We start from the raw sequence: 22,467 nt of genomic DNA on the forward strand, positions 1-22,467 counted from the left end.
ACATCTGTCGCCGGCCCCTCGAATTTTCTTGACAAAGCGCATCGTGTTTACGAGAAAGACGACAGTGAATGTCATGTTTGACGAGTGCCCCGACCATGCTGGTCTGCAGCTGCAATTACATCACCGACAAAGAGATCAAGGCCGTCATCAACGAGATGCTCGATGAGGACTGTTGGCAGCTGATCGTCCCCGGCAAGGTTTACCATGCCATGGGCAAGCGCGGTCGCTGCTGTGGCTGCTTCCCGAACGTCGTCGATCTCATCATCCGCACCACCCAGGAATACCACGCCGTCCGCCAGACCGAAGAAACCAAGGTCATCAACTTCATGGAGCGCCTGAAACAGTTCCATGAAGAGCAGAAGGCCGCCCTTGCCGCGCGCCGTCAGGCGATGATCGAGGCGAGGCGCGCTGCGGGCTGACGGTTGCTTTCCCGTCGGTCATTCCCGCTCGAACTCCCATCCCCCAATGCAATTTACCTGTCTTTCCGGCAATGCCTCTGGCTTTGCCGCGGGCTCTGCATAGGGCATACTAGGCTCAACCCGCAGAATTAGAATCTTTCTAAAAAACTCTCGACACACCCGGGTGCCATCGATAAAGTTGCAACATTCCATTCACATAAGGGACGAACATCATGAAGGGTGATCCGAAGGTCATTGAACGGCTCAACGAGGCGCTGTTCCTCGAGCTTGGCGCGGTCAATCAGTACTGGCTGCACTACCGCCTGCTGAACGACTGGGGCTACACGAAGCTCGCCAAGAAGGAGCGCGCCGAGTCGATCGAGGAAATGCAGCACGCCGACAAGCTCATCGACCGGATCATCTTCCTCGAAGGTCACCCGAACCTCCAGCAGGTCGCTCCACTGCGCATCGGCCAGAACGTCAAGGAAGTCCTGGAAGCCGACCTCGCCGGCGAATACGATGCCCGCACCGCCTACAAGGCCTCCCGCGACATCTGTCATCAGGCCGGTGACTACGTCTCGATGAAGATCTTCGAAGAACTGCTGATGGACGAAGAAGGCCATATCGACTTCCTCGAGACCCAGCTCGAGCTTCTGTCCAAGATCGGCGAAGAAAAATACGGCCAGCTCAACGCCGATTCGGCCGATTCCGCCGAATAATTCGAGCGTTCGACCGACCACGAGAGGCCTCGCTTGCGGGGCCTTTTTTCGTGAGGACAAGCTCGCGCGGCAGCCGCTGCCAAGCGATCCCTACCGCATTCTCAGCGATCTCGCCGTGCCATGAAGGCAAGACGCTCGAAGAGATGCACATCCTGCTCGTTCTTCAGAAGAGCGCCATGCAGCTTCGGCAGCGCATTCTTCACCTCGCCGCGCAGGTCAGTCGGGTCGACATCCTCGGCGACGAGAAGCCTGATCCAATCAAGCGCTTCCGATGTCGAAGGCTTCTTTTTCAGCCCCGGCGTTTCGCGGATCTCGTAGAATTGCGTCAGCGCATTGCGCAGCAAGGCCTTCTTGATGCCGGGATAGTGAACCTCGACGATTTTCTCCAACGTCTCGGCATCGGGAAAGCGGATGTAGTGGAAGAAGCAGCGGCGCAGGAAAGCGTCCGGCAGTTCCTTCTCGTTGTTGGAAGTGATGATCACGATCGGCCGAATCTTCGCCGTCACCGTCTCACCTGTCTCGTAGACGTGAAACTCCATCCGGTCGAGTTCCTGCAGAAGATCGTTGGGAAACTCGATATCCGCCTTGTCGATCTCGTCGATCAGCAGAACCGTCTTGCGCTCTGCGGCAAAGGCCTGCCAGAGCTTGCCCCGGCGGATGTAGTTTCTGACGTCGTTGACGCGGACGTCCCCAAGCTGGCTGTCGCGCAGGCGCGAGACGGCGTCATACTCGTAAAGCCCCTGTTGCGCCTTGGTGGTCGACTTGACATTCCATTCCAGCATGTCGAGACCGAGTGCGGCGGCAACCTGGCGCGCAAGTTCGGTCTTGCCGGTCCCGGGTTCCCCTTTGACCAGAAGCGGCCGCTCCAGCCGGATCGCGGCATTGACCGCAACCATCAGATCCTTGTCAGCCACATAGTCGGCGGTACCTTGAAACTGCATCATAACTGAGCCTCGCTCCATACTCGGCGGCAACGTAGTGACGCGTGTGACCGGGTGCAAGCACAGGTGCGGCTTTCGACCATTTGGCAGAAATAGCTTGTGTTTTCCCAGCAATCTGACAGGCTGCATCCCATGAACGCTGATGCGTGTCCGTCTGCAAGTGCCCCATCCGCAAGGACGGAATTTCGGGCTCCGGACATCACCGACCTTCTCATCGACCCACTATTCGCAGTCTGGACCCATTGGTCCGGCAGCAATGCCTCTTATAACGGCAGTCTCCTGTAGACCGGCGGAACGCTTTGTCCGACCCGCAGATCTCTCATGGATGTCTGTCCCGACCGCAGCCTCCCAGCTGCAGGAGACCCGCTTGACCAGACACCTTTATTCCATCGGCGACACAGTAACGCTGAAAGATGGCCCCATCCGCCTCGCCCGCAGCAATGGCTCCTGCAAGGTGCTGGCGACGCTCCCCGAAACGGGCGGCAGCAGGCAATACCGCGTGCGTTTCGAAAGCGAGAGCTTCGACCGTTGCATCGCCGAAACCGATATCGATCCAAGCCGCAGCAAGGCATCCGCCCGGGCACCGGCCACGCCGAAGAAGGAAACCACATCATGGCTAAAGGCCAGCAGCGTTCGAACCGCGAAGTAAGGAAGCCGAAACAGGACAAGGCCAAGCCGGCAGCAACCCCGGTTTCGACCTTCACCACGCAGATCAAGAGTGCGGAGGCCGCTTCTCCCAAGAAGCGCTGAAATCGTTAGACCCGGACCATGCCTGAAACGGCTGGTCCGGGAAGTCTGTCACAAGCAGTCCAGCGCTGTCTGCGACGCATTCTCCTTTCCCTTTCGGGTGAAGATGCGGTATGGGCAGGCGCATGAACGCCACCTCCTTCACCCTCCTGCTCGGCGGCACCCTGACCGTAACCGACCGCCTGCGCGCCCTCACACAAGGAAGCCGCGTGATCGCGGCCGACAGCGGCATGCGTCACGCCCTTGAGCTCAACGTGCTGCCGGAGCTCTGGGTCGGAGATTTCGACAGCAGCGACGCGGCCTTGATCGAACGCTTTCCCTCGGTGGAGCGCCGCACCTACCCGGCCGCCAAAGCCGCGACCGATGGCGAGATCGCCGTCGCCGAAGCGATCGCCCGCGGTGCCACGCGCCTGATTTTCGCCGGTGCGCTGGGTGGCGAACGCTCCGACCATGCGCTCCAGCACTATCTGAATGCACTCGGCCTCGTCGAAGACGGTTATGAAGTGGTGCTGACCTCGGGTGAGGAAGAGGCCTATCCCTTCGCGGAAGACAGCGAACTCGCCCTCGAGCTGCCCAAGGGCGCACTCTTTTCGGTCCTCGGCTTTACCACGCTCGAAGGCCTGACGATCAACAACGCGCGCTATCCGTTACAGGATTTCAAACTGCCCTTCGGCTCGTCGCGCACGATATCCAACATTGCCGAGGGGCCGATCTCGGTCTCGCTGTCCCGTGGCCGGGCCATGCTGCTCGCCCGCCCTTACGATCTTTCCGGAGCCTGATGCCTTGGCACCTCCCATTCTGAAACTCGACGACATTCATCTCTCCTTCGGCGGCACGCCTCTGCTCGCCGGTGCCGGCCTGCAGGTGGAGCCCGGCGACCGCATCTGCCTGGTGGGACGCAACGGCTCGGGCAAATCGACGCTGATGAAGATCGCTGCCGGCCTCGTCGAGGCGCAGTCGGGCGAAGTCTTCCGCCACCCCGCCTCGACCATTCGTTATCTCGAACAGGCCCCGGATTTCGCAGGATTCGCGACCGTCCAGGCCTATGCCGAAGCGGGCTTGGGTCCGGGCGACGATCCCTATCGCGTCACTTATCTGCTGGAACATCTCGGTCTCACCGGCCAGGAAGACCCGACCCGTCTCTCCGGCGGCGAAGCCCGCCGTGCGGCCCTTGCCCGCGTGCTCGCACCCGAGCCGGACATCCTGATGCTCGACGAGCCGACCAACCATCTCGACCTGCCGACGATCGAGTGGCTGGAAGGCGAGCTGTCGAAAAGCCGCAGTGCGCTCGTCCTCATTTCCCACGACCGGCGATTCCTGGAAAAGATCTCGACCGCCACCGTCTGGCTCGATCGCGGCCTGTCCCGGCGCCTCAACCGCGGCTTTGCCCATTTCGAGGAATGGCGCGACCAGGTGCTCGAAGAAGAAGAGATCGAGCAGCACAAGCTCGGTCGCCAGATCGAACGTGAGGAACACTGGCTACGTTACGGCGTCACCGCGCGGCGCAAGCGTAACATGCGCCGCCTCGGCAATCTCCAGGCGCTGCGTGCCAATTACCGCGGCCACAAGGGCCCGCAGGGCACGATCCAGGCCTCGGTGACCGAGGGCAAGGAAAGCGGCAAGCTGGTCATCGAGGCGGACAAGATCACCAAGACCTATGATGATCGCACCATTGTCGCGCCCTTCTCGATCCGTGTCCATCGCGGCGACTGCATCGGTCTGATCGGCCCGAACGGCGCCGGCAAGACCACGCTCCTGAAGATGCTGACGGGCCAGCTGGGGCCGGACGAGGGTCTGGTGAAGCTCGGCACCAACCTCGAAATCGCAGTCCTCGACCAAAAGCGCGAGGACCTCAATCCCGATGATTCCCTTGCCCATTACCTGACCGATGGTCGCGGCGAAAACCTTCTGGTCAATGGCGAGCAGAAGCATGTCACCGGCTATATGAAGGACTTCCTCTTCCAGCCGGAACAGGCCCGCACCCCGATCCGCAACCTCTCGGGCGGCGAGCGTGCCCGCCTGATGCTGGCGCGGATCATGGCCAAGCCCTCGAACCTCCTGATACTCGACGAGCCGACGAACGACCTGGACATCGAGACGCTCGATCTGCTGCAGGAAATCGTCGCCGGCTATTCCGGCACCGTCATCCTCGTCAGCCACGACCGTGACTTCCTCGACCGCACGGTGACCTCGACCATTGCGCCGGCCAATCCGGATGCCCCCGATGGCCGCTGGATCGAATATGCCGGCGGCTATTCCGACATGCTCGCCCAGCGCAAGGGCGTTGAGGACGAGCGCAGGCGCGTCGAAAAGGCGGAGAAGGCCAAGGCTCAGGAAGCCTCGGGCGGCAAGCCTGGCGGCAGCGCAAACAGCAAGGGCAAGCTCTCCTTCAAGCAGAAATTTGCGCTCGAAAACCTGCCGAAGGAAATGGAAAAGGCCGAGAAGGAGATCGCCGCCCGCGAAGCGAAGATGGCCGACCCCAACCTCTTCACCAAGGACCCCGTGACTTTCAACAAGCTGGCGGCGGAAATGGAAAAGCTGCGCGCCGATATCACACGCATGGAAGAGGAATGGCTGGAGCTTGAAATGCTGCGTGAAGAGCTGGAAGGCTGAGCCTGAGCGCCTCCGAACCTCAGGCCCGCTCCGCCTCGATCTTCTCCAGATGAACGGCTCTTGCGCCTGTTGCATCGGCGAGGGCAAGCGACCGACCGAGATAGATCAGGGTCGCATCCTGCATCTGCGCAAGAATGCTCGTGAGCCGCCTCTCCGTGTCCGGCTCCAGCCCCTCCAGAACGTCATGCATGACCAGCCAGCGCGGCTTGCGGATGAGGATATTGGCGAAGGCCAGCGCCATCTGCTGGTCCTTGTCCAGGATGCGCTCCCATCTGCCTCTCTCGTCGAGGCGTCCGGTAAGGTCCGCGAGACCCACGGTGCGAAGCGCCTCGATCATCTCGGCATCTGAGAAGCGTGCCGAAGCGACAGGATAGGCGAGAAGACTGCGCAAGCGGCCCTCGGGCAGGTAGCCGGTCTGCGGCACGAAGATGATGTCCTGGTCCCGAGGCAACGCAATCCGCCCCCGCCCGAAGGGCCAGATACCCGCCATGGCGTGAAACAGCATCTTGCGATTGATGCCCTGGTCACCATTGATCATCACGCGATCGCCGGGCGCAACCACAAGGTTGCGCTCCCGCAGCCGAAACGCGCTTTCGCAGACGTCGCCTTGGACGCGCGTGCAAATCTCCAGATTGTCCAGGCGCAGAGTTCCGTCATCGCTTTGCGAGTACTCAAGCCGGCCCGCTCCTCGCTGATCTTCGCCCATGCTGACCAACGCCGCACGAAACACGGTAACGCGCAGCAAAGCTGCCCGCCAATCGGCAATCGCTCCGAAATTATCCACGTACCAGCGCAGTGCCGAATAGACCTGCGTGAAGGCAGCAGCGGCCATCATCAGCCCGCCGAACGTGATCGTCCCGGCAAAGTAAGCGGGCGACGCAATGAGGATCGGCACGATGATCGCCAACCAGCCGAAACCGGCGGTAACCCAGGTGAGATTGGTGAGCGCCAGCGCCAGATGGCGGATCGAGCCCAGGACGCCGTCGAGGGATTGGTGGATGTGGCGCCGCTCCGTCTCCTCGCCATGGGCGAGCGCAATCGCCTCCAGATTTTCATTGGCGCGCATGAGCGAGAACCTGAGGTCAGCCTCGCGGCCATAGCGCTCCGCATTCAGTTTGGAGAGACTGCGCCCGACGAGCTCGCTCAGAAGCGATGCCAGAAGCGCATATACGAGCGCACCCCAGACCATATAGCCAGGGATATGAAAGCTGGTCTGCCCGATGCGGAAGGTGAAGTCGTTCGACAGGCTCCAGAGAACGCCAATGAAGCTGACAAGCAGGACCGTCGCATTGAACAACCCGATCGCCAGCGACGTGGTCATTTCTGCCAGTTTGCGCGCATCCTCGTGCAGCCGCTGGTCGGGATTGATGCCGAGCGGGCTGGAGAGCGACAGCCGGTAGGCACGCGCGCCATTGAGCCATTGATCGATGACATCGCGTGAGAGACCCTCGCGCATGTGCAGCGCCGTCATCTGATTGAGCCAGGCCTGGACGACATTCAGCACGAGCAGCGCCCCCGCAATGAAGGCGAAGTTGCGCAACTCGTTCAGGAAAGCAGCGAGATCACGCCGTTCCAGCGCGTTGTAGAATGGCGCGTTCCACTGGTTGAGGATCACGGTCCCGTAGGCGGTTGCCAGAATGACGACGATGAGCGCTGCGGCAAAAACAAGGATCCGGTTGCGGACGGATGACATCCAGAAACTGTCTGAGGCGATCCCGATCTGCCGCCAGAAACTGGATTCCACATCGGCGACACACCCATACGGTTCAATCCGAGCACTCGATTCCGTTCTCACCATCAACACCGCATCGTTCTGTCGTTCTGCTCCGGTTACCACTTGCTGCTGACGATTTCCTGACAGCCGCGAAGGCTGCCGCCATTCTCCACACCTTGCGCTCGCCGGTCCCGCGCGCTATCTCAAGGCTGCTCTAACGGGGTGCCCTTCGATCGCCAGCGATCGACGTGCTGAGAGGCGTCAGCCAACCCGCGGAACCTGATCCGGTTAACACCGGCGGAGGGATTAGACGCGTCGATCGCAAAGCGCCCTATCCCGATATCGATTGTCTTTTGGAGGAGGGCGTCATGCCATCAAACCTATCCGTAACCCTGCGCTCCGGCCTGGCCGCAGCGGTCCTGTCCCTCGGCGCCGCCTTTCCGACGGCCGCAGCCGACAAAACGCTGACGGTCTACACCTATGAGAGCTTCGTCTCCGAATGGGGCCCCGGCCCGAAGGTCAAGGAAGCCTTCGAGAAGACCTGCGAATGCACCGTCGAATTCGTCGGCGTGGCCGATGGCGTCGCGCTTCTGACGCGCCTGAAGCTCGAAGGCGAGACCTCCAAGGCCGATGTCGTGCTCGGCCTCGATACCAATCTCGTCGAAGAAGCCAAGCAGACCGGCCTGTTCGATACGTATGGCATTGATGCCGCTGCCCTGAAGGTGCCGGGCGGGTTCAGCGACGATGTCTTCCTGCCCTATGACTACGGCCACTTTGCCGTCATCTACGACACCGAGACGATTAAGACGCCGCCGACCAGCCTGAAGGATCTGGTCGAGGGTGATGCGTCCCAGAAGATCGTTATCCAAGATCCGCGCACCTCGACGCCGGGCCTCGGCCTTCTGCTCTGGGTCAAGTCCGTCTATGGCGACAAGGCACCGGAAGCCTGGGCCATGCTCAAGGATCGCATCCTGACCGTCACCCCCGGCTGGTCGGAAGCCTATGGCCTCTTCACCAAGGGTGAGGCGCCCATGGTCCTCTCCTACACCACCTCGCCCGCCTATCACATGATTGCGGAGGAGACCGACCGCTATCAGGCAGCCGAATTCTCCGAAGGGCATTACATCCAGATCGAGGTCGCAGGCCTTCTCAAGAATGCGCCGGAAAAGGAGCTCGCCCGGCAGTTCCTCGCTTTCATGCTCGAGCCCGGTTTCCAGGACACCATCCCGACCAACAACTGGATGATGCCGGCGGCCGCCACGTCCGAACCCCTTCCGGAAGCCTTCGGCAAGCTCGTGCAGCCGAAGACCACCTTCCTGATGGACCCGGCAGAGGTCGCGGCCAACCGCCAGGCTTGGATCGATGAATGGCTGAAAGCCATGACGCTGAAGTAAGACCGGATGCTTCGCCCGCTTCATCAGTCGAGACGCCAGAGGCTGCCCGCACTTGCGGGCGGCCTTTTCGTTCTCCTGGCTGTTGCGGGCTTTGTCGGCACGGCCCTGGCCGCGCTGCTTGCAGGACGCCTCTCAGGCGGCATTCTGCAGGCCTTTGCGGATCCGGTCGTTCGCTCCGTCCTGTCGTTCACGCTCTGGCAGGCCTTCCTGTCCACGCTCCTCTCGGTCGGACTGGCCCTGCCCGTCGCCAGCGCGCTTGCCCGACAGCCGGATTTCCCCGGCCGCATCTGGCTGATCCGTCTGATGGCCGTGCCGATGGGCCTGCCGGTGCTGATCGGCGCGCTGGGTCTGATTGGGATCTTCGGCCGCAGCGGCATCGTCAATGACGTCCTGACCGGCCTCGGTCTGGCCGAACCCATCTCGATCTACGGATTGACCGGCATTCTCGTGGCCCATGTCTTCTTCAATCTGCCGCTTGCCACGCGCCTGCTGCTTTCAGCCCTTGAACGCGTGCCGGCGGAGTATTGGCGGACCGCGGCAAGCCTCGGCTTTTCGCCGCTCTCCACCTTCCGCTTCATCGAATGGCCCGTGCTGGCGCGCGTCATTCCCGGCGCTGCCGGGCTGATCTTCATGCTCTGCGTGACAAGTTTCACCCTCGTGCTGATCTTCGGCGGTGGCCCGGCCGCAACTACGATCGAGGTGGCAATCTATCAGGCCCTGCGCTTCGACTTCGATCCGGAGCGCGCAGTATCGCTCGCGCTCCTCCAGATCATTGTCACCGGCATCATTCTCGCAGCGCTCAGCCTGCTTCCGGCAGCGTCTGATGCTGGGGTGACCAGCGGCCGGCAGTTTCCCCGCTTCGATGGGCGCCGACCCCTTGTCCGGATGGCCGACGGGCTTCTCCTGCTCGCAGCCGCTCTCTTTCTGGTCCTGCCGCTCGGTCAGGTGGTGGTTTCCGGACTGCAAGCGGATCTTGTTCGCCTCATTGGGCAGGATGCCTTCCAGGAGGCGGCCACAACCAGCCTCGTCGTCGCACTCGGCTCCGGGCTGATGGCAACCTTGCTGGCCTATGCGTCGGTCGCCGCGCGTGCTGAGATCGCCACCGCACGAAACAGGCATATCGGCAACAGGCTCTTGTCCTTTGCCCTCGCCGCCGTCTCTTCTCTGGTTCTGCTTGTGCCGACCAGCATACTCGCCACCGGCTGGTTCCTCGCGCTGCGGGCGCAAGGCGACATCGCAAGCTTTGCCCCCTTTGTTGTTGCCGGCATCAACGCGCTGATGGCCTTGCCCTTTGCCGTGCGGGTCCTGGAACCGGCCTACCGCGAACACCGCGCCGGCACCGCGCGTCTTGCCGAAAGCCTCGGGCTCTCGGTCTTTCAACGTCTGCGTCGGGTCGATTGGCCGGTTCTGAAGCGTCCCCTGTCGATGGCCCTTGCCTTCGCCATGGCTTTGTCGCTCGGCGATCTCGGCGCCGTCGCGCTCTTCGGATCGGAAAACATCATGACGCTCCCTGCCCTCATCTATGCGCGTATGGGAAGCTATCGCAGCACGGATGCCGATGGGCTGGCGCTGCTGCTCGGTCTGATATGCCTGATACTGGCGCTTCTCGGAGCACCGGGCGCACGGCGCTCAAGCCAGGGAAAGGAAAACCATGCCTGAGCAAGCGTCGAGTGCCATCCACCTCAATGCCGTCCGCTTGCAACTGGGCAAAAGCGCCTTCCATTTCGACGGCAGCCTGGAGAGCGGCCGTATAACTGCTGTCGTCGGTCCTTCTGGCTCGGGCAAGTCCACCTTGCTCAACCTGATCTCCGGCTTCGAGAAGCCCGACAGCGGCAGCATCGAGATCGCCGGACGGGATATCACGGCACTGGCACCGGCCGAGCGGCCCGTCTCCCTGGTCTTTCAGGACAACAATCTCTTCGCCCATCTCGATCTCTTCACCAATATCGGTCTCGGGATCCATCCGGCGATGCGCTTGACGCCCAGCGATCGCGACGCGATTTCGCATGCGCTGACCCGCGTCGGCCTAGAGGGCTACGAAACGCGGCTGCCGGGCTCGCTGTCAGGCGGGGAACGCCAGCGCGCCGCCTTTGCCCGCGCCCTGGTGCGTCGCCGGCCGGTACTTCTGCTGGATGAGCCTTTCGCCGCCCTGGATCCGGGCCTGCGGGCCGCCATGGTTGACCTTCTGGCAGATCTCCATGCCGAAACCCGCGCCACGATCCTTCTCGTCACCCATGATCCGCGGGATGTGGTGCGGCTCGCACACAATGTATTTTTCATCGAAAAGGGGAAGGTCCTCGTGAATGCGCCAAAAGAAGATTTCCTCGCGCGAGGCGACCTGCCTGCGATACGCGACTTCCTCGGCGAAGAACCCATTCAGCGCCAATCGCCTTAATTTGGTCGCCCGGGCCTGCCATGCGCCTACGGAATAGTTGTTCCGACGGCGAGACCATTGGTCATTTCTGCTGGCATGACTATCTTCTGGAGCATGCGGCATTTTCGCACTATGTGAAGGACGACCGGATCGGCATGATCGGATCCCGGTAGAGGACAAAAGGATGCTGCACCTGGGTGTCGGCCATGGCGGCCATGCTCCGGGGCAGGTTGAAGGGGCAGGATGCAGTTTTTGAGCCGGAACAGCACGATGGCTGCCGTAAGGGATCGGCGGCGCCGGCCCGTCAGGCTTGCGTCGAGCGTCGCTGTGCTGGTCTCTGCCGGCCTGGCGCTCTCGTCCTGTCAGTCGCTCTTCGAGCAGGCCTATGAGCCCTCCGTCGCGCCCTCGCGCAATCCGCAGATCGTCGATGAGGTGCAGAAGGGTGACCCCCGTGCTCAGATGGGCGCACGCGAACACCCGCGCATCGTCGCCTCCTACGGGGGCGAATACTCCGACGCGAAGACGGAGCGACTGGTGGCCCGCATCGCCGGCGCCCTGACGGCCGTTTCGGAAAACCCGAACCAGTCCTATCGCATCACCATCCTGAATTCGCCGGCGATCAACGCCTTCGCGCTGCCGGGCGGCTATCTCTATGTCACCCGCGGGCTGCTCGCGCTTGCAAACGACGCCTCAGAAGTGGCGGCCGTTCTCAGCCATGAAATGGCGCACGTCACGGCAAACCACGGCATCGAACGGCAGCGACGCGAAGAGGCGGAAGTCATCGCAAGCCGCGTCGTGGCTGAAGTGCTCTCCAGCGACCTCGCCGGCAAGCAGGCGCTGGCGCGCGGCAAGCTGCGCCTCGCCGCCTTCTCGCGCCAGCAGGAACTGCAGGCCGATGTCATCGGTGTGCGCACGCTGGGTGAGGCGGGCTACGACCCCTATGCGGCCGCCCGCTTCCTGGATTCCATGGCTCGCTACAGCCAGTTCACCTCGGTCGATCCCGATGCCGACCAGAGCCTCGACTTCCTTTCGAGCCACCCGAATGCGCCGCAGCGCGTCGAACTGGCCAAGCGTCATGCCCGCGCCTTCGGCCCCGAAGGCAGCCATGGCGAGACAGGCCGCGACTACTATCTGAACGGCATCGACGGTCTTCTCTATGGCGACAGCCCGCAGGAGGGATTCGTCCGCGGCCAGACCTTCCTGCATGGACAGCTCGGCATCCGCTTCGACGTGCCCCCGGGCTTCCAGATCGACAACAAGGTCGAGGCCGTGCTGGCAACCGGTCCAGGCGACGTGGCGATCCGCTTCGACGGCGTGGCCGATAACCAGAAGATCAGCCTGCCGAATTACATTTCGAGTGGCTGGGTGACCGGGCTGTTGCCGGACACGATCCGCACTATCACCGTCAACGGTTTGGAAGCGGCGACCGCGCGCGCCTCGGCCGATCGCTGGGATTTCGACATCACCGTCATCCGCATCGGACCGCAGATCTTCCGCTTCCTGACGGCCGTGCCGAAGGGCAGCCCCGCGCTGGAGACGACCGCCGCCCAGCTGCGCGCCTCGTTCCGCCGCATCACGTCGCAGGAAGCGGCTTCCCTGAAGCCGCTGCGCGTTCGCGTGGTCACCGTCGGATCGGGCGATACGGTCGGCACGCTCTCGGCGCGCATGATGGGCACCGACCGCAAGCTCGAGCTCTTCCGGCTGATCAACGCGCTCGGCCCAACCTCGACGGTCAGCCCCGGCATGCGCGTCAAGATCATCTCCGAGTAACGGGCCGCAGCACATTGAGCGGCATGAAAAAGCCGGCTCTGAGGCCGGCTTTTTGAAGCAGTTGGCGATCTGGTATCAGGCCATTTCAAGCCGCGCCGAATTCGGCGCCCGGTCCGTCAATGCCACCTTCAGCTTCTCCAGCGCACGCGTCTCGATCTGACGGACGCGTTCCTTGGAGATGCCGAGCTCGACACCGAGTTCTTCCAGGGTAGCACCATCTTCGGTCAGCCGACGGGCCTTGATGATGCGGCTCTCGCGCTCGTTCAGCCGGTCCATCGCGTCCCGCAGCCAGCCATTCCAGCGCTCGCCGTCGATGATCGAGGACACCTGCTCGTCCGGCAGCGCCTCGTTGCTTTCCAGCATCTCCAGCTGCTCGGTACCTTCGCCGTTTCGGCCGGCGACGGGCGTCTGCAGCGAAGCGTCGTTGCCCGAGAGGCGTGCATCCATGGACTGGACGTCCGCGAGGCTGACGCCAAGGGCCGAGGCGATCTCCTGATGGATGGCCTGATCCGAAAGACGATTGTCACCTTGGGCGAGCTTGGCGCGCAGGCGGCGCAGGTTGAAGAACAGCGCCTTCTGGCTGGAACTCGTGCCGCCGCGGACGATCGACCAGTTGCGCAGGATGTAATCCTGCATCGAGGCGCGGATCCACCAGCCGGCATAGGTCGAGAAGCGCACTTCACGGCCGGGATCGAAACGGGCAGCCGCTTCGAGGAGGCCGATATAACCTTCCTGGATGAGGTCGTTCAGCGGCAGGCCGAAACCCCGGAACTTCGAGGCCATGGCAATGACGAGGCGCATATGAGCCTGGGCGATGCGGTTGCGCGCGCCCTGGTCGTCATGCTCCTTCCACCGGATGGCGAGATCTAATTCTTCCTCGCGCTCTAGATAAGGCTGTGACATGGCATACTTGATGATGTGTCTGTCAGCGGATGTGGCTTTCATCGAACATCTCCATGGTCTCTCGGGACCGCTGGCCTATGGCAGGCCTTCTTGCCGGCATTGTTTCCTGAACGGCTGAGCGCCGGTCAGGTTCCAAAGCTTGCCGACACAGCGGTGGTTGCGTCGCTCTCATCTGCTTGTCTGACCTCTAATACGCGGCCCATGCGACATCGGATTGCCGCTTGGGGTGCGACCTTCTGTCGAACAGGGGCGATCACGGGGAAGTGACAGATGCAGGGGTCGCAGGCACCCGGAAACGCAAAAGCGGCGCGGGTTGCCCCGCGCCGCCTCGTCGATGACAGTAAGTTATTAAATCAGGCGGAGAGCGCCTTGAACTCGGCAAGGATCGCGTCACCCATTTCCACGGTGCCGACCTGCCGGCAACCCTCGGCCATGATGTCGCCGGTGCGGATACCCTGGTCGAGCACATTGGCGATGGCCTTCTCGAGGCGGTCGGCTTCCGTGACCATGTTGAACGAATAGCGCAGGCACATGGCAAAGGACGCGATCATGGCGATCGGGTTGGCAATGCCCTTGCCGGCGATGTCGGGTGCGGAACCATGCACCGGCTCGTAAAGCGCCTTGCGCTTGCCGGTCTTGGCATCCGGAGCACCGAGCGAGGCCGACGGCAGCATTCCGAGCGAGCCCGTCAGCATGGCGGCGACGTCGGAGAGCATGTCGCCGAACAGGTTGTCGGTGACGATAACGTCGAACTGCTTGGGCGCGCGGACCAGCTGCATGCCGCCGGCATCGGCGAGCATGTGGTCGAGCTTGACGTCGGAGAACTTCTCCTTGTGCGTCGCGGTCACGACCTGGTTCCACAACACGCCCGACTTCATGACGTTGCGCTTTTCCATCGAGCAGACGGCGTTGTTGCGGGTGCGGGCCAGTTCGAAGGCGACGGCGGCGATGCGCTCGATTTCGTAGGTGTCATAGACCTGGGTATCGATCGCGCGCTTCTGGCCATTGCCGAGATCGGTGATCGTCTTCGGCTCGCCGAAGTAGACGCCACCGGTCAGCTCGCGCACGATGAGGATGTCGAGACCCTCGACCAGTTCCGGCTTCAGCGACGAAGCATTGGCAAGCGCCGGATAGCAGATCGCCGGACGCAGATTGGCGAAGAGTTCGAGATCCTTGCGCAGGCGCAGAAGGCCGGCTTCTGGACGCACGTCATAGGGCACATCGTCCCACTTCGGACCACCAACGGCACCGAAAAGTACGGCATCGGCGGCGAGCGCCTTGGCCATGTCTTCTTCCGAAATGGCCGCGCCATGGGCATCGTAAGCGGAACCGCCAACGAGACCTTCATCAGTGACGAAGCCGGCACCCTGCGCCTCGTTCATATAGGCGATGATCTTGCGAACTTCGGCCATGGCCTCGGGGCCGATGCCGTCACCGGGCAGCAGGAGAAGATTGCGAGCCGTCATGGAAACCCTCCACTCGTAAAAGAAGTCGCGGCTTCTTACGCGCGAGACAGGGCCTTTTCAAGCGAGATAGGCCGGAAACGGTACGGTTCGCGGCCCCTTGCGTCAGGGTTTTGCCGGTTGACCCATGCGGTTCCGAGGTCCAAAAGATGCACTCCCTCCAGCCTCTTCGAGTCCCCCTCCATGCCCCTTTCTCCCCTGCACATCGAAACACCGCTTCTGCGGACGGCTGCCGACTATAGCGCAAGCGGCCTGCCGCTCTGGCTGAAGCTCGACGCCCTGCAGCCCTCCGGCAGCTTCAAGCTGCGCGGCGTCGGTCTGCTTTGCCAGCACGAGGTGGCCAAGGGCGCGCGCGAGATTTTCTGCGCCTCCGGCGGCAATGCCGGCATTGCAGCTGCCGTTGCGGGCAGAGCGCTCGGTGTGCCCGTCACCATCGTGGTGCCGGAAACGACGTCGCCCGAAGTCCGCACCCGCATCGCCGCAACCGGTGCCAAGGTCCTCGTGCATGGATCGGTCTTCGACGAAGCCAATTCCCATGCCGTTGCCTTGGCAGCCGAACGTAAGGCGGCCTATGTCCACCCCTATGATCATCCGCTGCTCTGGGAAGGTCACGCGACCCTGATCGACGAAGTGGTGAAGGCCGGTGCCGAATTCGACTGCGTCGTCACCAGCGTCGGCGGCGGTGGGCTGCTTGCCGGGATCGTCGAAGGTTTGCGGCGCAATGGGCTGCGCGACATTCCCGTGATAGCCGTCGAGACGGACGGTGCCGCGTCGTTGAATGCAGCCGTCGCCGCCAAAGAACGCGTTACGCTGCCGGCCATCACTTCGATCGCTGTTTCGCTGGGCGCGCGGCAGGTCGCGCAACATGTCTTCGATCTTCTGGAGACGCATCCGATCGAAAGCGTCACGGTGACCGATGCCGAAGCGGTTGCCGCCTGCCTAAAATTTGCCGACGCGCATCGGGTGCTCGTCGAGCCGGCCTGTGGTGCAGCACTTGCCGTGGCCGATGTGCATGCCGATCGGCTCTCGCGCTACAAGGCCCCGCTGATCGAGGTCTGCGGCGGCATCGGCGTGTCGCTCGCCGCACTCGAGGCCTGGCGCGCCCGCTTCCTCTGAGGCCAAAGAAAAAGCCGGGCTCACGCCCGGCTTCAACATGTCAGCGCTTGAGCAGGGCTCAGGCCCAGGGGCGCTGGGCCGCGTTGGACTGCTCGAAGGTCGAGATGCTCGAGGCCTTCTCGAGCGTCAGGCCGATATCGTCGAGACCGTTCAGGAGGCAGTGGCGCTTGAAGGCGTCGATTTCGAAGGAGATCTTGCCACCATCGGGACCGGTGATTTCCTGGGCTTCCAGGTCGACCGTCAGCACGGCATTCGAACCGCGGCTGGCATCGTCCATCAGCTTGTCCAGATTGTCCTGGCTGACGACGATCGGCAGGATGCCGTTCTTGAAGCAGTTGTTGTAGAAGATGTCGGCGAACGACGTGGAGATCACGCAGCGAATGCCGAAATCGAGCAGCGCCCACGGCGCATGCTCGCGCGAGGAGCCGCAGCCGAAATTGTCGCCGGCAACGAGGATCTGCGCGTTGCGATAGGCCGGCTTGTTCAGAACGAAATCGGGGTTTTCCGAACCATCTTCCTTGTAGCGCGCCTCGGCGAAAAGGCCGGTACCGAGACCGGTGCGCTTGATGGTCTTCAGATAGTCCTTGGGGATGATCATGTCCGTGTCGACATTGACGACCGGAAGCGGTGCCGCGACACCGGTGAGCTTTACGAACTTGTCCATCAGTCTGCCTTCGATCTGGCTAATGCGCGTGTGATGCCCCGCCCTTAGAGCAAAATCGGACTAATTTGAAGGAGAATCTTGCCAGGCCCGGAGCGGCACGTCTGTTGGCGCAATACGCAGCCACAGGAACTCACCCGCCATGCGGGTGAGTGAGAGGGTCTTTTGGTCCGACCGATCAGAGGTCGATGATCGTACCCTTGCCGTCATTCCAGACTCGCACGTCTTCGCGACGCTTCGCCTTGACGTAGACGGGCGCGCGCTTGGTCTTGCCCATCAGCATGCGGGCACCGAGCGTCACGGTCAGGAGCGCACCGACCACCAGCGTCAGCGAAACCGCGAAAGCGGCAGCGAGACCGACAAAGGCGAGGCCGGCAAGGGCGTAAACGGCGGATCGAAGGTTCTGCATGATCATGTCCTTTCTCGATGACCAAGGTGGTCCTTATTCCGGGGCAATGCAAGGGCCTTTCACCCAATTGTCATCTTGCGTGGCAGGGCAAAGCTTGCCAGAACTCGCCCATGACATCTGACGTCTCCTCCTTCCGCGGGCACCATCCCTCCCGTATCCGCCGTTCCGTGCTGACCGTCCCGGCCATCAACGACCGGGCGCTCGAAAAGCTCATGAGCCTGGACTGCGATGCGGTGATCTTCGATCTCGAGGATTCCGTCGCCGAGAACCGCAAGGGGGATGCGCGCACCAACCTTCTGAATTTCCTCAGAGATCGCGATCTCGGTCACCGCGAGCGGATCATCCGGATCAACGCTGCCGACACGCCATTTTATCGCGAGGACATGGAACTCGTCATCGAAGCCGCACCTGACGCCGTGCTGATCCCGAAGGTCGAGGAGCCGGTAGCCGTCCAGAACGTGGCCGACATGCTGGGCGAGAACGATGCGACGGAAGGTCTCAGGCTCTGGGCGATGATCGAAACGCCACGCGGCGTGCTGAATGCCGCAGCGATTGCTTCGTCGGGGCGCACCAGCGACAGCCGGCTCGATGCCTTCGTCGTCGGGCTGAACGATCTGCGCAAGGCAACGGGCATCCCGGCGGCACCGGGCCGGATCTATCTGGTGCCCTATCTCATGCAGGTCGTGCTCGCCGCCCGCGCCTATGGGCTCGATGTCATCGACAGCGTGTCGAATGACTTCCGCGACATGGACGCCTTCTCGGAAGAATGCGCCCAGGGCCGCGCCATGGGTTTCGACGGCAAGATGCTGATCCATCCGGCCCAGGTGGAGCCGGCCAACCACCATTTCGGTCCGTCGGAGGCCGCCATCACGGAGGCCCGTCTGGTTGCCGCCGCCTTCGCCGACCCCGCCCATGCGGGCTTCAACGTGATCAACATCGATGGGCGCATGATCGAGAGACTGCATGCCGAGGAGGCCGCCCGCCTTCTCGACAAGGTCGCCACGATCACCGCCAGAAAGGACAAGCCATGAAAGTCTATCGTTTCCTCACCGGCCCGGACGATTCCAGCTTCTGCCACCGCGTCACCGACGCGTTGAACAAGGGCTGGGAACTGCACGGCTCGCCGAGCCACACGTTCAATGCCGCCGAGAACCGCATGTATTGCGGCCAGGCCGTGGTCAAGACCGTGCACGGCAAGGACTATGATCCGTCAATGAAGCTCGGCGAGCAGTGAATGCTCCTCTCCCCTTTGTGGGAGAGGTTACAAAATCGAAGGTTTAGCCCGATCAGGGCTAAACCGCAGATTTTGTTGGTGAGGGGATCGGTGATGGTGGCGGGTTCCCATCTCCCCCTCGGTGGGGGAGAAAGCGATTTCGATGAGTTAGGCGAGCGTAAGCCGCCTAAACATCTGAAATCGCAAGTGATGGGGTCGGTCATCCCGTGCCCGCAGCACGGATCCCCTCACCAGGAAAATCTGAAGTTTAGGCCGCTTACGCTGGCCTAAGCCTTCGATTTTCCGTCCTCCCCCGCAAGGGGGGAGGTGGGCGGCAGCCGGCGCCGTTTGTGGCCTTTGCCCCTCACCCTACCCTCTCCCCGCAGGCGGGGAGAGGAAGGCACGCGCGGCTGCCCACTCGGCCTTCTCCCCGCCTGCGGGGAGAAGGTGCCGGCAGGCGGATGAGGGGCTGAGGCAGCAAACGCCTTCCCCATTGATTCGCGTGTCCGACAGGCGTAAAAGGCCACGTGTTCCGTGGTGATTTGGCCGGCCGGCTTGCAGCCACGTAAAATAAGTCGCTAAAGGGCCGAGGCGAGTTAGCAAGACTTTCCGAGGACCGGTGGCGATATGAAAAGCTGCCGGTGTTTTTGTTTCCGCGGTCTTAAAACCGCCGTGACAAGGAAAGTCGAGAGTAAGATGCCGATCAGGATCCCCGATACGCTGCCCGCCTTTGAGACCCTCGTGCATGAGGGCGTGCGGGTCATGACCGAAACCGTGGCCATTCGCCAGGACATTCGCCCGCTGCAGATCGGCCTGCTCAATCTCATGCCCAACAAGATCAAGACCGAGGTGCAGTTTGCCCGGCTGATCGGTGCCTCGCCGCTGCAGGTGGAGCTGACGTTGGTGCGCGTCGGTGGCCACAAGGCCAAGAACACGCCGGAAGAGCATCTCCTCTCCTTCTACCAAACCTGGGACGAGGTGAAGGAGCGCAAGTTCGACGGCTTCATCATCACCGGCGCGCCGGTCGAGACCCTGCCCTTCGAGGAAGTGACCTACTGGCCGGAACTGCAGGAAATCCTGGATTGGACCGAGACCAATGTGCATTCGACCATGAATGTCTGCTGGGGCGGCATGGCGGCGATCTATCACTTCCACAAGGTGCCGAAGCACCCGCTCAAGGAAAAGGCCTTCGGTGTTTATCGCCACCGCAATCTGGCGCCCTCTTCCGTCTATCTGAACGGCTTCTCCGACGATTTCCAGGTGCCCGTTTCGCGCTGGACGGAAGTCCGCCGCGAAGACATCGAGAAGGTACCGGAGCTGAAGATCCTGCTCGAATCCGAGGAGATGGGTGTGTGCCTGGTGCAGGAGAAGCGGGCAAACCGGCTCTACATGTTCAACCATGTCGAATACGATTCCACCTCGCTGGGCGACGAATATTTCCGCGACAAGACGGCGGGGATCCCGATCAAGCTGCCGCACAACTATTTCCCGCACAATGACGACACGCTGACGCCGCTCAACCGCTGGCGCGGCCATGCGCATCTCTTGTTCGGCAACTGGATCAACGAGATCTACCAGATGACGCCCTATGATCTGAACGAGATCGGCAAGGATCTGGCAGGCTGACGGGCAATGAGAACCGGCAGCGGATTTTGACGGGACAGGCGGCGTCCTCTGTGACAGGATGCCGCCGCCTATGAACCGAGCCTTTTTCCTCCGATGTTCCTGCCCTTTTTCCTGCGCCTGAAAGAACAGAAGGTTCCCGTCACTCTGCGGGAATATCTGGCGCTGCTCGAAGGCCTGGAGGCGGGGCTCGTCGATTTCGACCCGGAGGGCTTCTACTACCTCGCCCGCACCACCCTGGTGAAGGACGAACGCTTCATCGATCGCTTCGACCGGGTGTTTTCCGAGATCTTTGGCGGCATCCTGAGCGAAGGCGCAGCTGACGGCGTCGAGCAGCGCGCAATCCCCGATGACTGGCTGCGGAAGCTCGCGGAAAAGCATTTGTCGGACGAGGACAAGAAGCTGATCGAGAGCCTTGGCGGTTTCGACGAGCTGATGGAAACGCTGAAACAACGCCTGGCCGAACAGAAGGAGCGCCATCAGGGCGGCAGCAAATGGATCGGCACGGCCGGCACCTCGCCCTTCGGCGCCTATGGCTACAATCCGGAAGGCGTGCGCATCGGCCAGGAGGAAAGCCGCCATCGACGCGCAGTGAAGGTCTGGGACAGCAGAGAGTTTCGCAATCTCGACGACCGCGTCGAGCTCGGCACGCGCAACATCAAGGTGGCGCTCAGACGCCTGCGCCGCTTCGTGCGCGAAGGGGCGGCAGAGGAGCTCGATCTCGCCGGGACGATCCGCTCCACCGCCGAGCATGGCTATCTCGATGTGAAAACGCAGGCTGAGCGCCGCAATGCCGTGAAGCTTCTGATGTTCTTCGACATCGGCGGCTCGATGGACGACCATGTGCGCGAGGTCGAGGAGCTGTTTTCGGCGGCCCGCTCCGAATTCCGGCACATGGAGTATTTCTACTTCCACAACTGCCCCTATGAGCGCGTCTGGAAGGACAACCAGCGGCGCCATGCCGATACCATTCCGACAGCTGATGTCATCAGGACCTTCGGCTCTGACTACCGGCTGATCTTCGTCGGCGATGCGGCGATGAGCCCCTATGAGATCACCCATCCCGGCGGATCGGTCGAGCACTGGAACACCGAGAGCGGCGCGGCCTGGTTGACGCGATTGACCGACCATTTCCGGCGGCATCTCTGGATCAACCCGCTTCCGCAGGCGAACTGGGACTATACGATGTCCGTCGGCCTGATTCGCCGGCTGATCGGCGAGCGGATGTATCCGTTGACGCTGGGCGGCCTGGAGGCCGCGGCGCGTGAACTGGCGCGATAAGAAAAGACTGATGACCAAGTTGCAAGGTGAGGAAACGACAGGATGACGAAGACGATATTCGGCGTGATGCCCACGGGGGAAGCGGTCGAGAAGGTCGTGCTGAAGGGTGGCGGTCTCACGGCCTCGATCATCACCTTCGGCGCGGTGCTGCAGGACCTCAGGCTCGACGGCCACGACGCGCCGCTGGTGCTCGGCTTCGAGGATCTCTCGGGCTATCTCGACCATTCGCCCTATTTCGGTGCGACGCCGGGACGCTGCGCCAACCGCATCGGTGACGGTCGCTTCACGCTGGATGGTGTCGACTACCAGCTCGAACTGAATGAAAAGGGTGTCAGCCACCTGCATGGCGGTTCCGACGGCATGGGCCGGCAGAACTGGACGATCCTGGAGCATGGCACCGACTACGTCGTGATGGAGGTGACCGATCCCGACGGCCGCGCCGGCTATCCGGGCACGACGCGCACCCGCGCCACCTTCGCGCTGAAGGACGGCGGCACCTTCTCGGCGCTTTACGAGACGGTGACCGACAAGCCGACCATCGCCAATGTCTGCCACCACGCCTATTTCAACCTGGATGGCCGCGCGGACATCCTCGGCCATGACCTGATGATCGCAGCCGACCACTACACGCCGGTCGATGACCGCCTGATCCCGACGGGCGAAATCCGCCCGGTCGAAAACACCGCCTTCGATTTCCGCGAGATGCGGCCGATCCGTCTCGAGGTCGACGGCGAACAGCTCGGCTACGACCACAATTTCTGCTTTTCCAGCAGCCGCGTCGCCAAGCGTAGCGTGGCACTGGCCCGCAGCGTCAATTCGGGCGTCACGATGGAGATCCTGACGACGGAGCCCGGCGTGCAGTTCTATGCCGGCGGCAAGGTCGCTCCCGCCGTTCCGGGCCTAGAGGGCCGCCACTACGGCGCCTTTGCCGGCTTCTGCATGGAAACCCAGGTCTGGCCGGACGCCATCAACCATCCGAACTTCCCGAACGCGGTTCTGCGTCCCGGCGAGGTGCTGCGCCAGGAAACGGACTACGTATTTTCGAAGGCGTGAGAGATGAGAGAGCCGGCTGCGGGGTGACCTGTGGCCGGCAGCGCTTTGCGACGAGGGACGCGCAAAGGCGCGCCA

The 22,467-nt window shown here is 62.4% G+C and carries 22 protein-coding genes and 2 riboswitches; of the genes, 16 read left to right on the top strand and 6 right to left on the bottom strand.

Features of this window, described 5'->3' with window-relative positions; translation table 11 throughout:
• Positions 1-95: 95 nt before the first annotated feature.
• Complete coding sequence (locus M1E12_RS18590) at positions 96-419, top strand: (2Fe-2S)-binding protein (protein ID WP_136539281.1); 324 nt, start codon at positions 96-98, stop codon at positions 417-419.
• A 212-nt stretch (positions 420-631) separates the two neighbouring features.
• On the top strand, positions 632-1,117 hold the full coding sequence (gene bfr / locus M1E12_RS18595) for a bacterioferritin (RefSeq protein ID WP_113459042.1): 486 nt from the start codon (positions 632-634) through the stop codon (positions 1,115-1,117).
• A 101-nt stretch (positions 1,118-1,218) separates the two neighbouring features.
• Here bfr and M1E12_RS18600 read toward each other — a convergent pair whose 3' ends face one another.
• Positions 1,219-2,058 (bottom strand): AAA family ATPase, encoded by an 840-nt coding sequence (locus M1E12_RS18600; RefSeq protein WP_479564917.1) that lies wholly within the window; start codon positions 2,056-2,058, stop codon positions 1,219-1,221.
• A 367-nt stretch (positions 2,059-2,425) separates the two neighbouring features.
• Between M1E12_RS18600 and M1E12_RS18605 the strand changes: the two genes are divergently transcribed.
• The 4 genes from M1E12_RS18605 (at position 2,426) to M1E12_RS18620 (ending at position 5,418) form a co-directional block, all read left to right on the top strand.
• Entirely contained in the window at positions 2,426-2,707 is a 282-nt protein-coding gene (locus M1E12_RS18605; protein ID WP_113459187.1) for a cold-shock protein, read from the top strand.
• Positions 2,671-2,808 carry a hypothetical protein gene (locus M1E12_RS18610; protein WP_167494915.1) on the top strand — a complete coding sequence of 46 codons (138 nt, stop codon included), beginning with the start codon at positions 2,671-2,673 and terminating at the stop codon, positions 2,806-2,808. Before M1E12_RS18605 ends, M1E12_RS18610 begins: the two co-directional genes overlap by 37 nt.
• 122 nt (positions 2,809-2,930) lie before the next feature.
• Positions 2,931-3,584 (top strand): thiamine diphosphokinase, encoded by a 654-nt coding sequence (locus M1E12_RS18615; protein ID WP_479562869.1) that lies wholly within the window; start codon positions 2,931-2,933, stop codon positions 3,582-3,584.
• 4 nt (positions 3,585-3,588) lie between these two features.
• Positions 3,589-5,418 carry an ABC-F family ATP-binding cassette domain-containing protein gene (locus M1E12_RS18620; protein WP_479562870.1) on the top strand — a complete coding sequence of 610 codons (1,830 nt, stop codon included), beginning with the start codon at positions 3,589-3,591 and terminating at the stop codon, positions 5,416-5,418.
• Between the two features lie 19 nt (positions 5,419-5,437).
• On the opposite strand, the gene M1E12_RS18625 is transcribed toward M1E12_RS18620, so the two are convergent.
• Positions 5,438-7,162: an ABC transporter ATP-binding protein/permease gene (locus M1E12_RS18625; RefSeq protein WP_479562871.1), complete on the bottom strand. Its 1,725-nt coding sequence runs from the start codon at positions 7,160-7,162 to the stop codon at positions 5,438-5,440.
• Positions 7,163-7,340: 178 nt separating this feature from the next.
• A riboswitch (TPP riboswitch) is annotated at positions 7,341-7,455 on the top strand.
• Positions 7,456-7,500: 45 nt separating this feature from the next.
• Here M1E12_RS18625 and thiB point away from each other — a divergent pair.
• From thiB to M1E12_RS18645, 4 genes are all read left to right on the top strand, one after another.
• The gene (gene thiB / locus M1E12_RS18630) at positions 7,501-8,526 is read left to right on the top strand and encodes a thiamine ABC transporter substrate binding subunit (RefSeq protein ID WP_479562872.1); all 1,026 of its coding nucleotides are present in this window, start codon (positions 7,501-7,503) and stop codon (positions 8,524-8,526) included.
• A 6-nt stretch (positions 8,527-8,532) separates the two neighbouring features.
• Entirely contained in the window at positions 8,533-10,185 is a 1,653-nt protein-coding gene (gene thiP, locus M1E12_RS18635; protein WP_479562873.1) for a thiamine/thiamine pyrophosphate ABC transporter permease, read from the top strand.
• On the top strand, positions 10,178-10,921 hold the full coding sequence (locus M1E12_RS18640) for a thiamine ABC transporter ATP-binding protein (protein WP_479562874.1): 744 nt from the start codon (positions 10,178-10,180) through the stop codon (positions 10,919-10,921). Before thiP ends, M1E12_RS18640 begins: the two co-directional genes overlap by 8 nt.
• Positions 10,922-11,170: 249 nt before the next feature.
• Complete coding sequence (locus M1E12_RS18645; RefSeq protein WP_136539267.1) at positions 11,171-12,670, top strand: M48 family metalloprotease; 1,500 nt, start codon at positions 11,171-11,173, stop codon at positions 12,668-12,670.
• A gap of 75 nt (positions 12,671-12,745) precedes the next feature.
• On the opposite strand, the gene M1E12_RS18650 is transcribed toward M1E12_RS18645, so the two are convergent.
• Both M1E12_RS18650 and leuB read right to left on the bottom strand, forming a co-directional pair.
• The gene (locus tag M1E12_RS18650; protein WP_136539265.1) at positions 12,746-13,615 is read right to left on the bottom strand and encodes an RNA polymerase factor sigma-32; all 870 of its coding nucleotides are present in this window, start codon (positions 13,613-13,615) and stop codon (positions 12,746-12,748) included.
• A 311-nt stretch (positions 13,616-13,926) separates the two neighbouring features.
• A complete protein-coding gene (gene leuB, locus M1E12_RS18655) occupies positions 13,927-15,039 on the bottom strand; it encodes a 3-isopropylmalate dehydrogenase (RefSeq protein ID WP_113459048.1) in 1,113 nt (370 codons plus the stop codon).
• 180 nt (positions 15,040-15,219) lie between these two features.
• On the opposite strand from leuB, the gene M1E12_RS18660 reads away from it, so the two are divergent.
• Positions 15,220-16,152 (top strand): pyridoxal-phosphate dependent enzyme, encoded by a 933-nt coding sequence (locus M1E12_RS18660; RefSeq protein WP_479562875.1) that lies wholly within the window; start codon positions 15,220-15,222, stop codon positions 16,150-16,152.
• A gap of 58 nt (positions 16,153-16,210) precedes the next feature.
• Here the strand turns inward: M1E12_RS18660 and leuD are convergent, their stop codons facing one another.
• Positions 16,211-16,816, bottom strand: a complete 606-nt coding sequence (leuD, locus tag M1E12_RS18665; RefSeq protein WP_136539259.1) for a 3-isopropylmalate dehydratase small subunit — start codon at positions 16,814-16,816, stop codon at positions 16,211-16,213.
• A 175-nt stretch (positions 16,817-16,991) separates the two neighbouring features.
• Complete coding sequence (locus M1E12_RS18670) at positions 16,992-17,222, bottom strand: hypothetical protein (RefSeq protein ID WP_113377967.1); 231 nt, start codon at positions 17,220-17,222, stop codon at positions 16,992-16,994.
• Positions 17,223-17,332: 110 nt separating this feature from the next.
• Between M1E12_RS18670 and M1E12_RS18675 the strand changes: the two genes are divergently transcribed.
• From M1E12_RS18675 to M1E12_RS18695, 5 genes are all read left to right on the top strand, one after another.
• Entirely contained in the window at positions 17,333-18,253 is a 921-nt protein-coding gene (locus M1E12_RS18675; RefSeq protein ID WP_479562876.1) for an HpcH/HpaI aldolase/citrate lyase family protein, read from the top strand.
• A complete protein-coding gene (locus tag M1E12_RS18680) occupies positions 18,250-18,456 on the top strand; it encodes a DUF1737 domain-containing protein (RefSeq protein ID WP_136539253.1) in 207 nt (68 codons plus the stop codon). Before M1E12_RS18675 ends, M1E12_RS18680 begins: the two co-directional genes overlap by 4 nt.
• Before the next feature lie 503 nt (positions 18,457-18,959).
• A riboswitch (SAM riboswitch) is annotated at positions 18,960-19,037 on the top strand.
• Between the two features lie 94 nt (positions 19,038-19,131).
• The gene (gene metA, locus M1E12_RS18685; RefSeq protein WP_479562877.1) at positions 19,132-20,061 is read left to right on the top strand and encodes a homoserine O-acetyltransferase MetA; all 930 of its coding nucleotides are present in this window, start codon (positions 19,132-19,134) and stop codon (positions 20,059-20,061) included.
• Between the two features lie 93 nt (positions 20,062-20,154).
• The gene (locus M1E12_RS18690) at positions 20,155-21,339 is read left to right on the top strand and encodes a vWA domain-containing protein (protein ID WP_479562878.1); all 1,185 of its coding nucleotides are present in this window, start codon (positions 20,155-20,157) and stop codon (positions 21,337-21,339) included.
• 42 nt (positions 21,340-21,381) lie between these two features.
• A complete protein-coding gene (locus M1E12_RS18695; protein ID WP_479562879.1) occupies positions 21,382-22,392 on the top strand; it encodes an aldose epimerase family protein in 1,011 nt (336 codons plus the stop codon).
• Positions 22,393-22,467 lie beyond the last annotated feature (75 nt).

It is taken from the genome of Rhizobium sp. K33 (genome assembly GCF_056501445.1).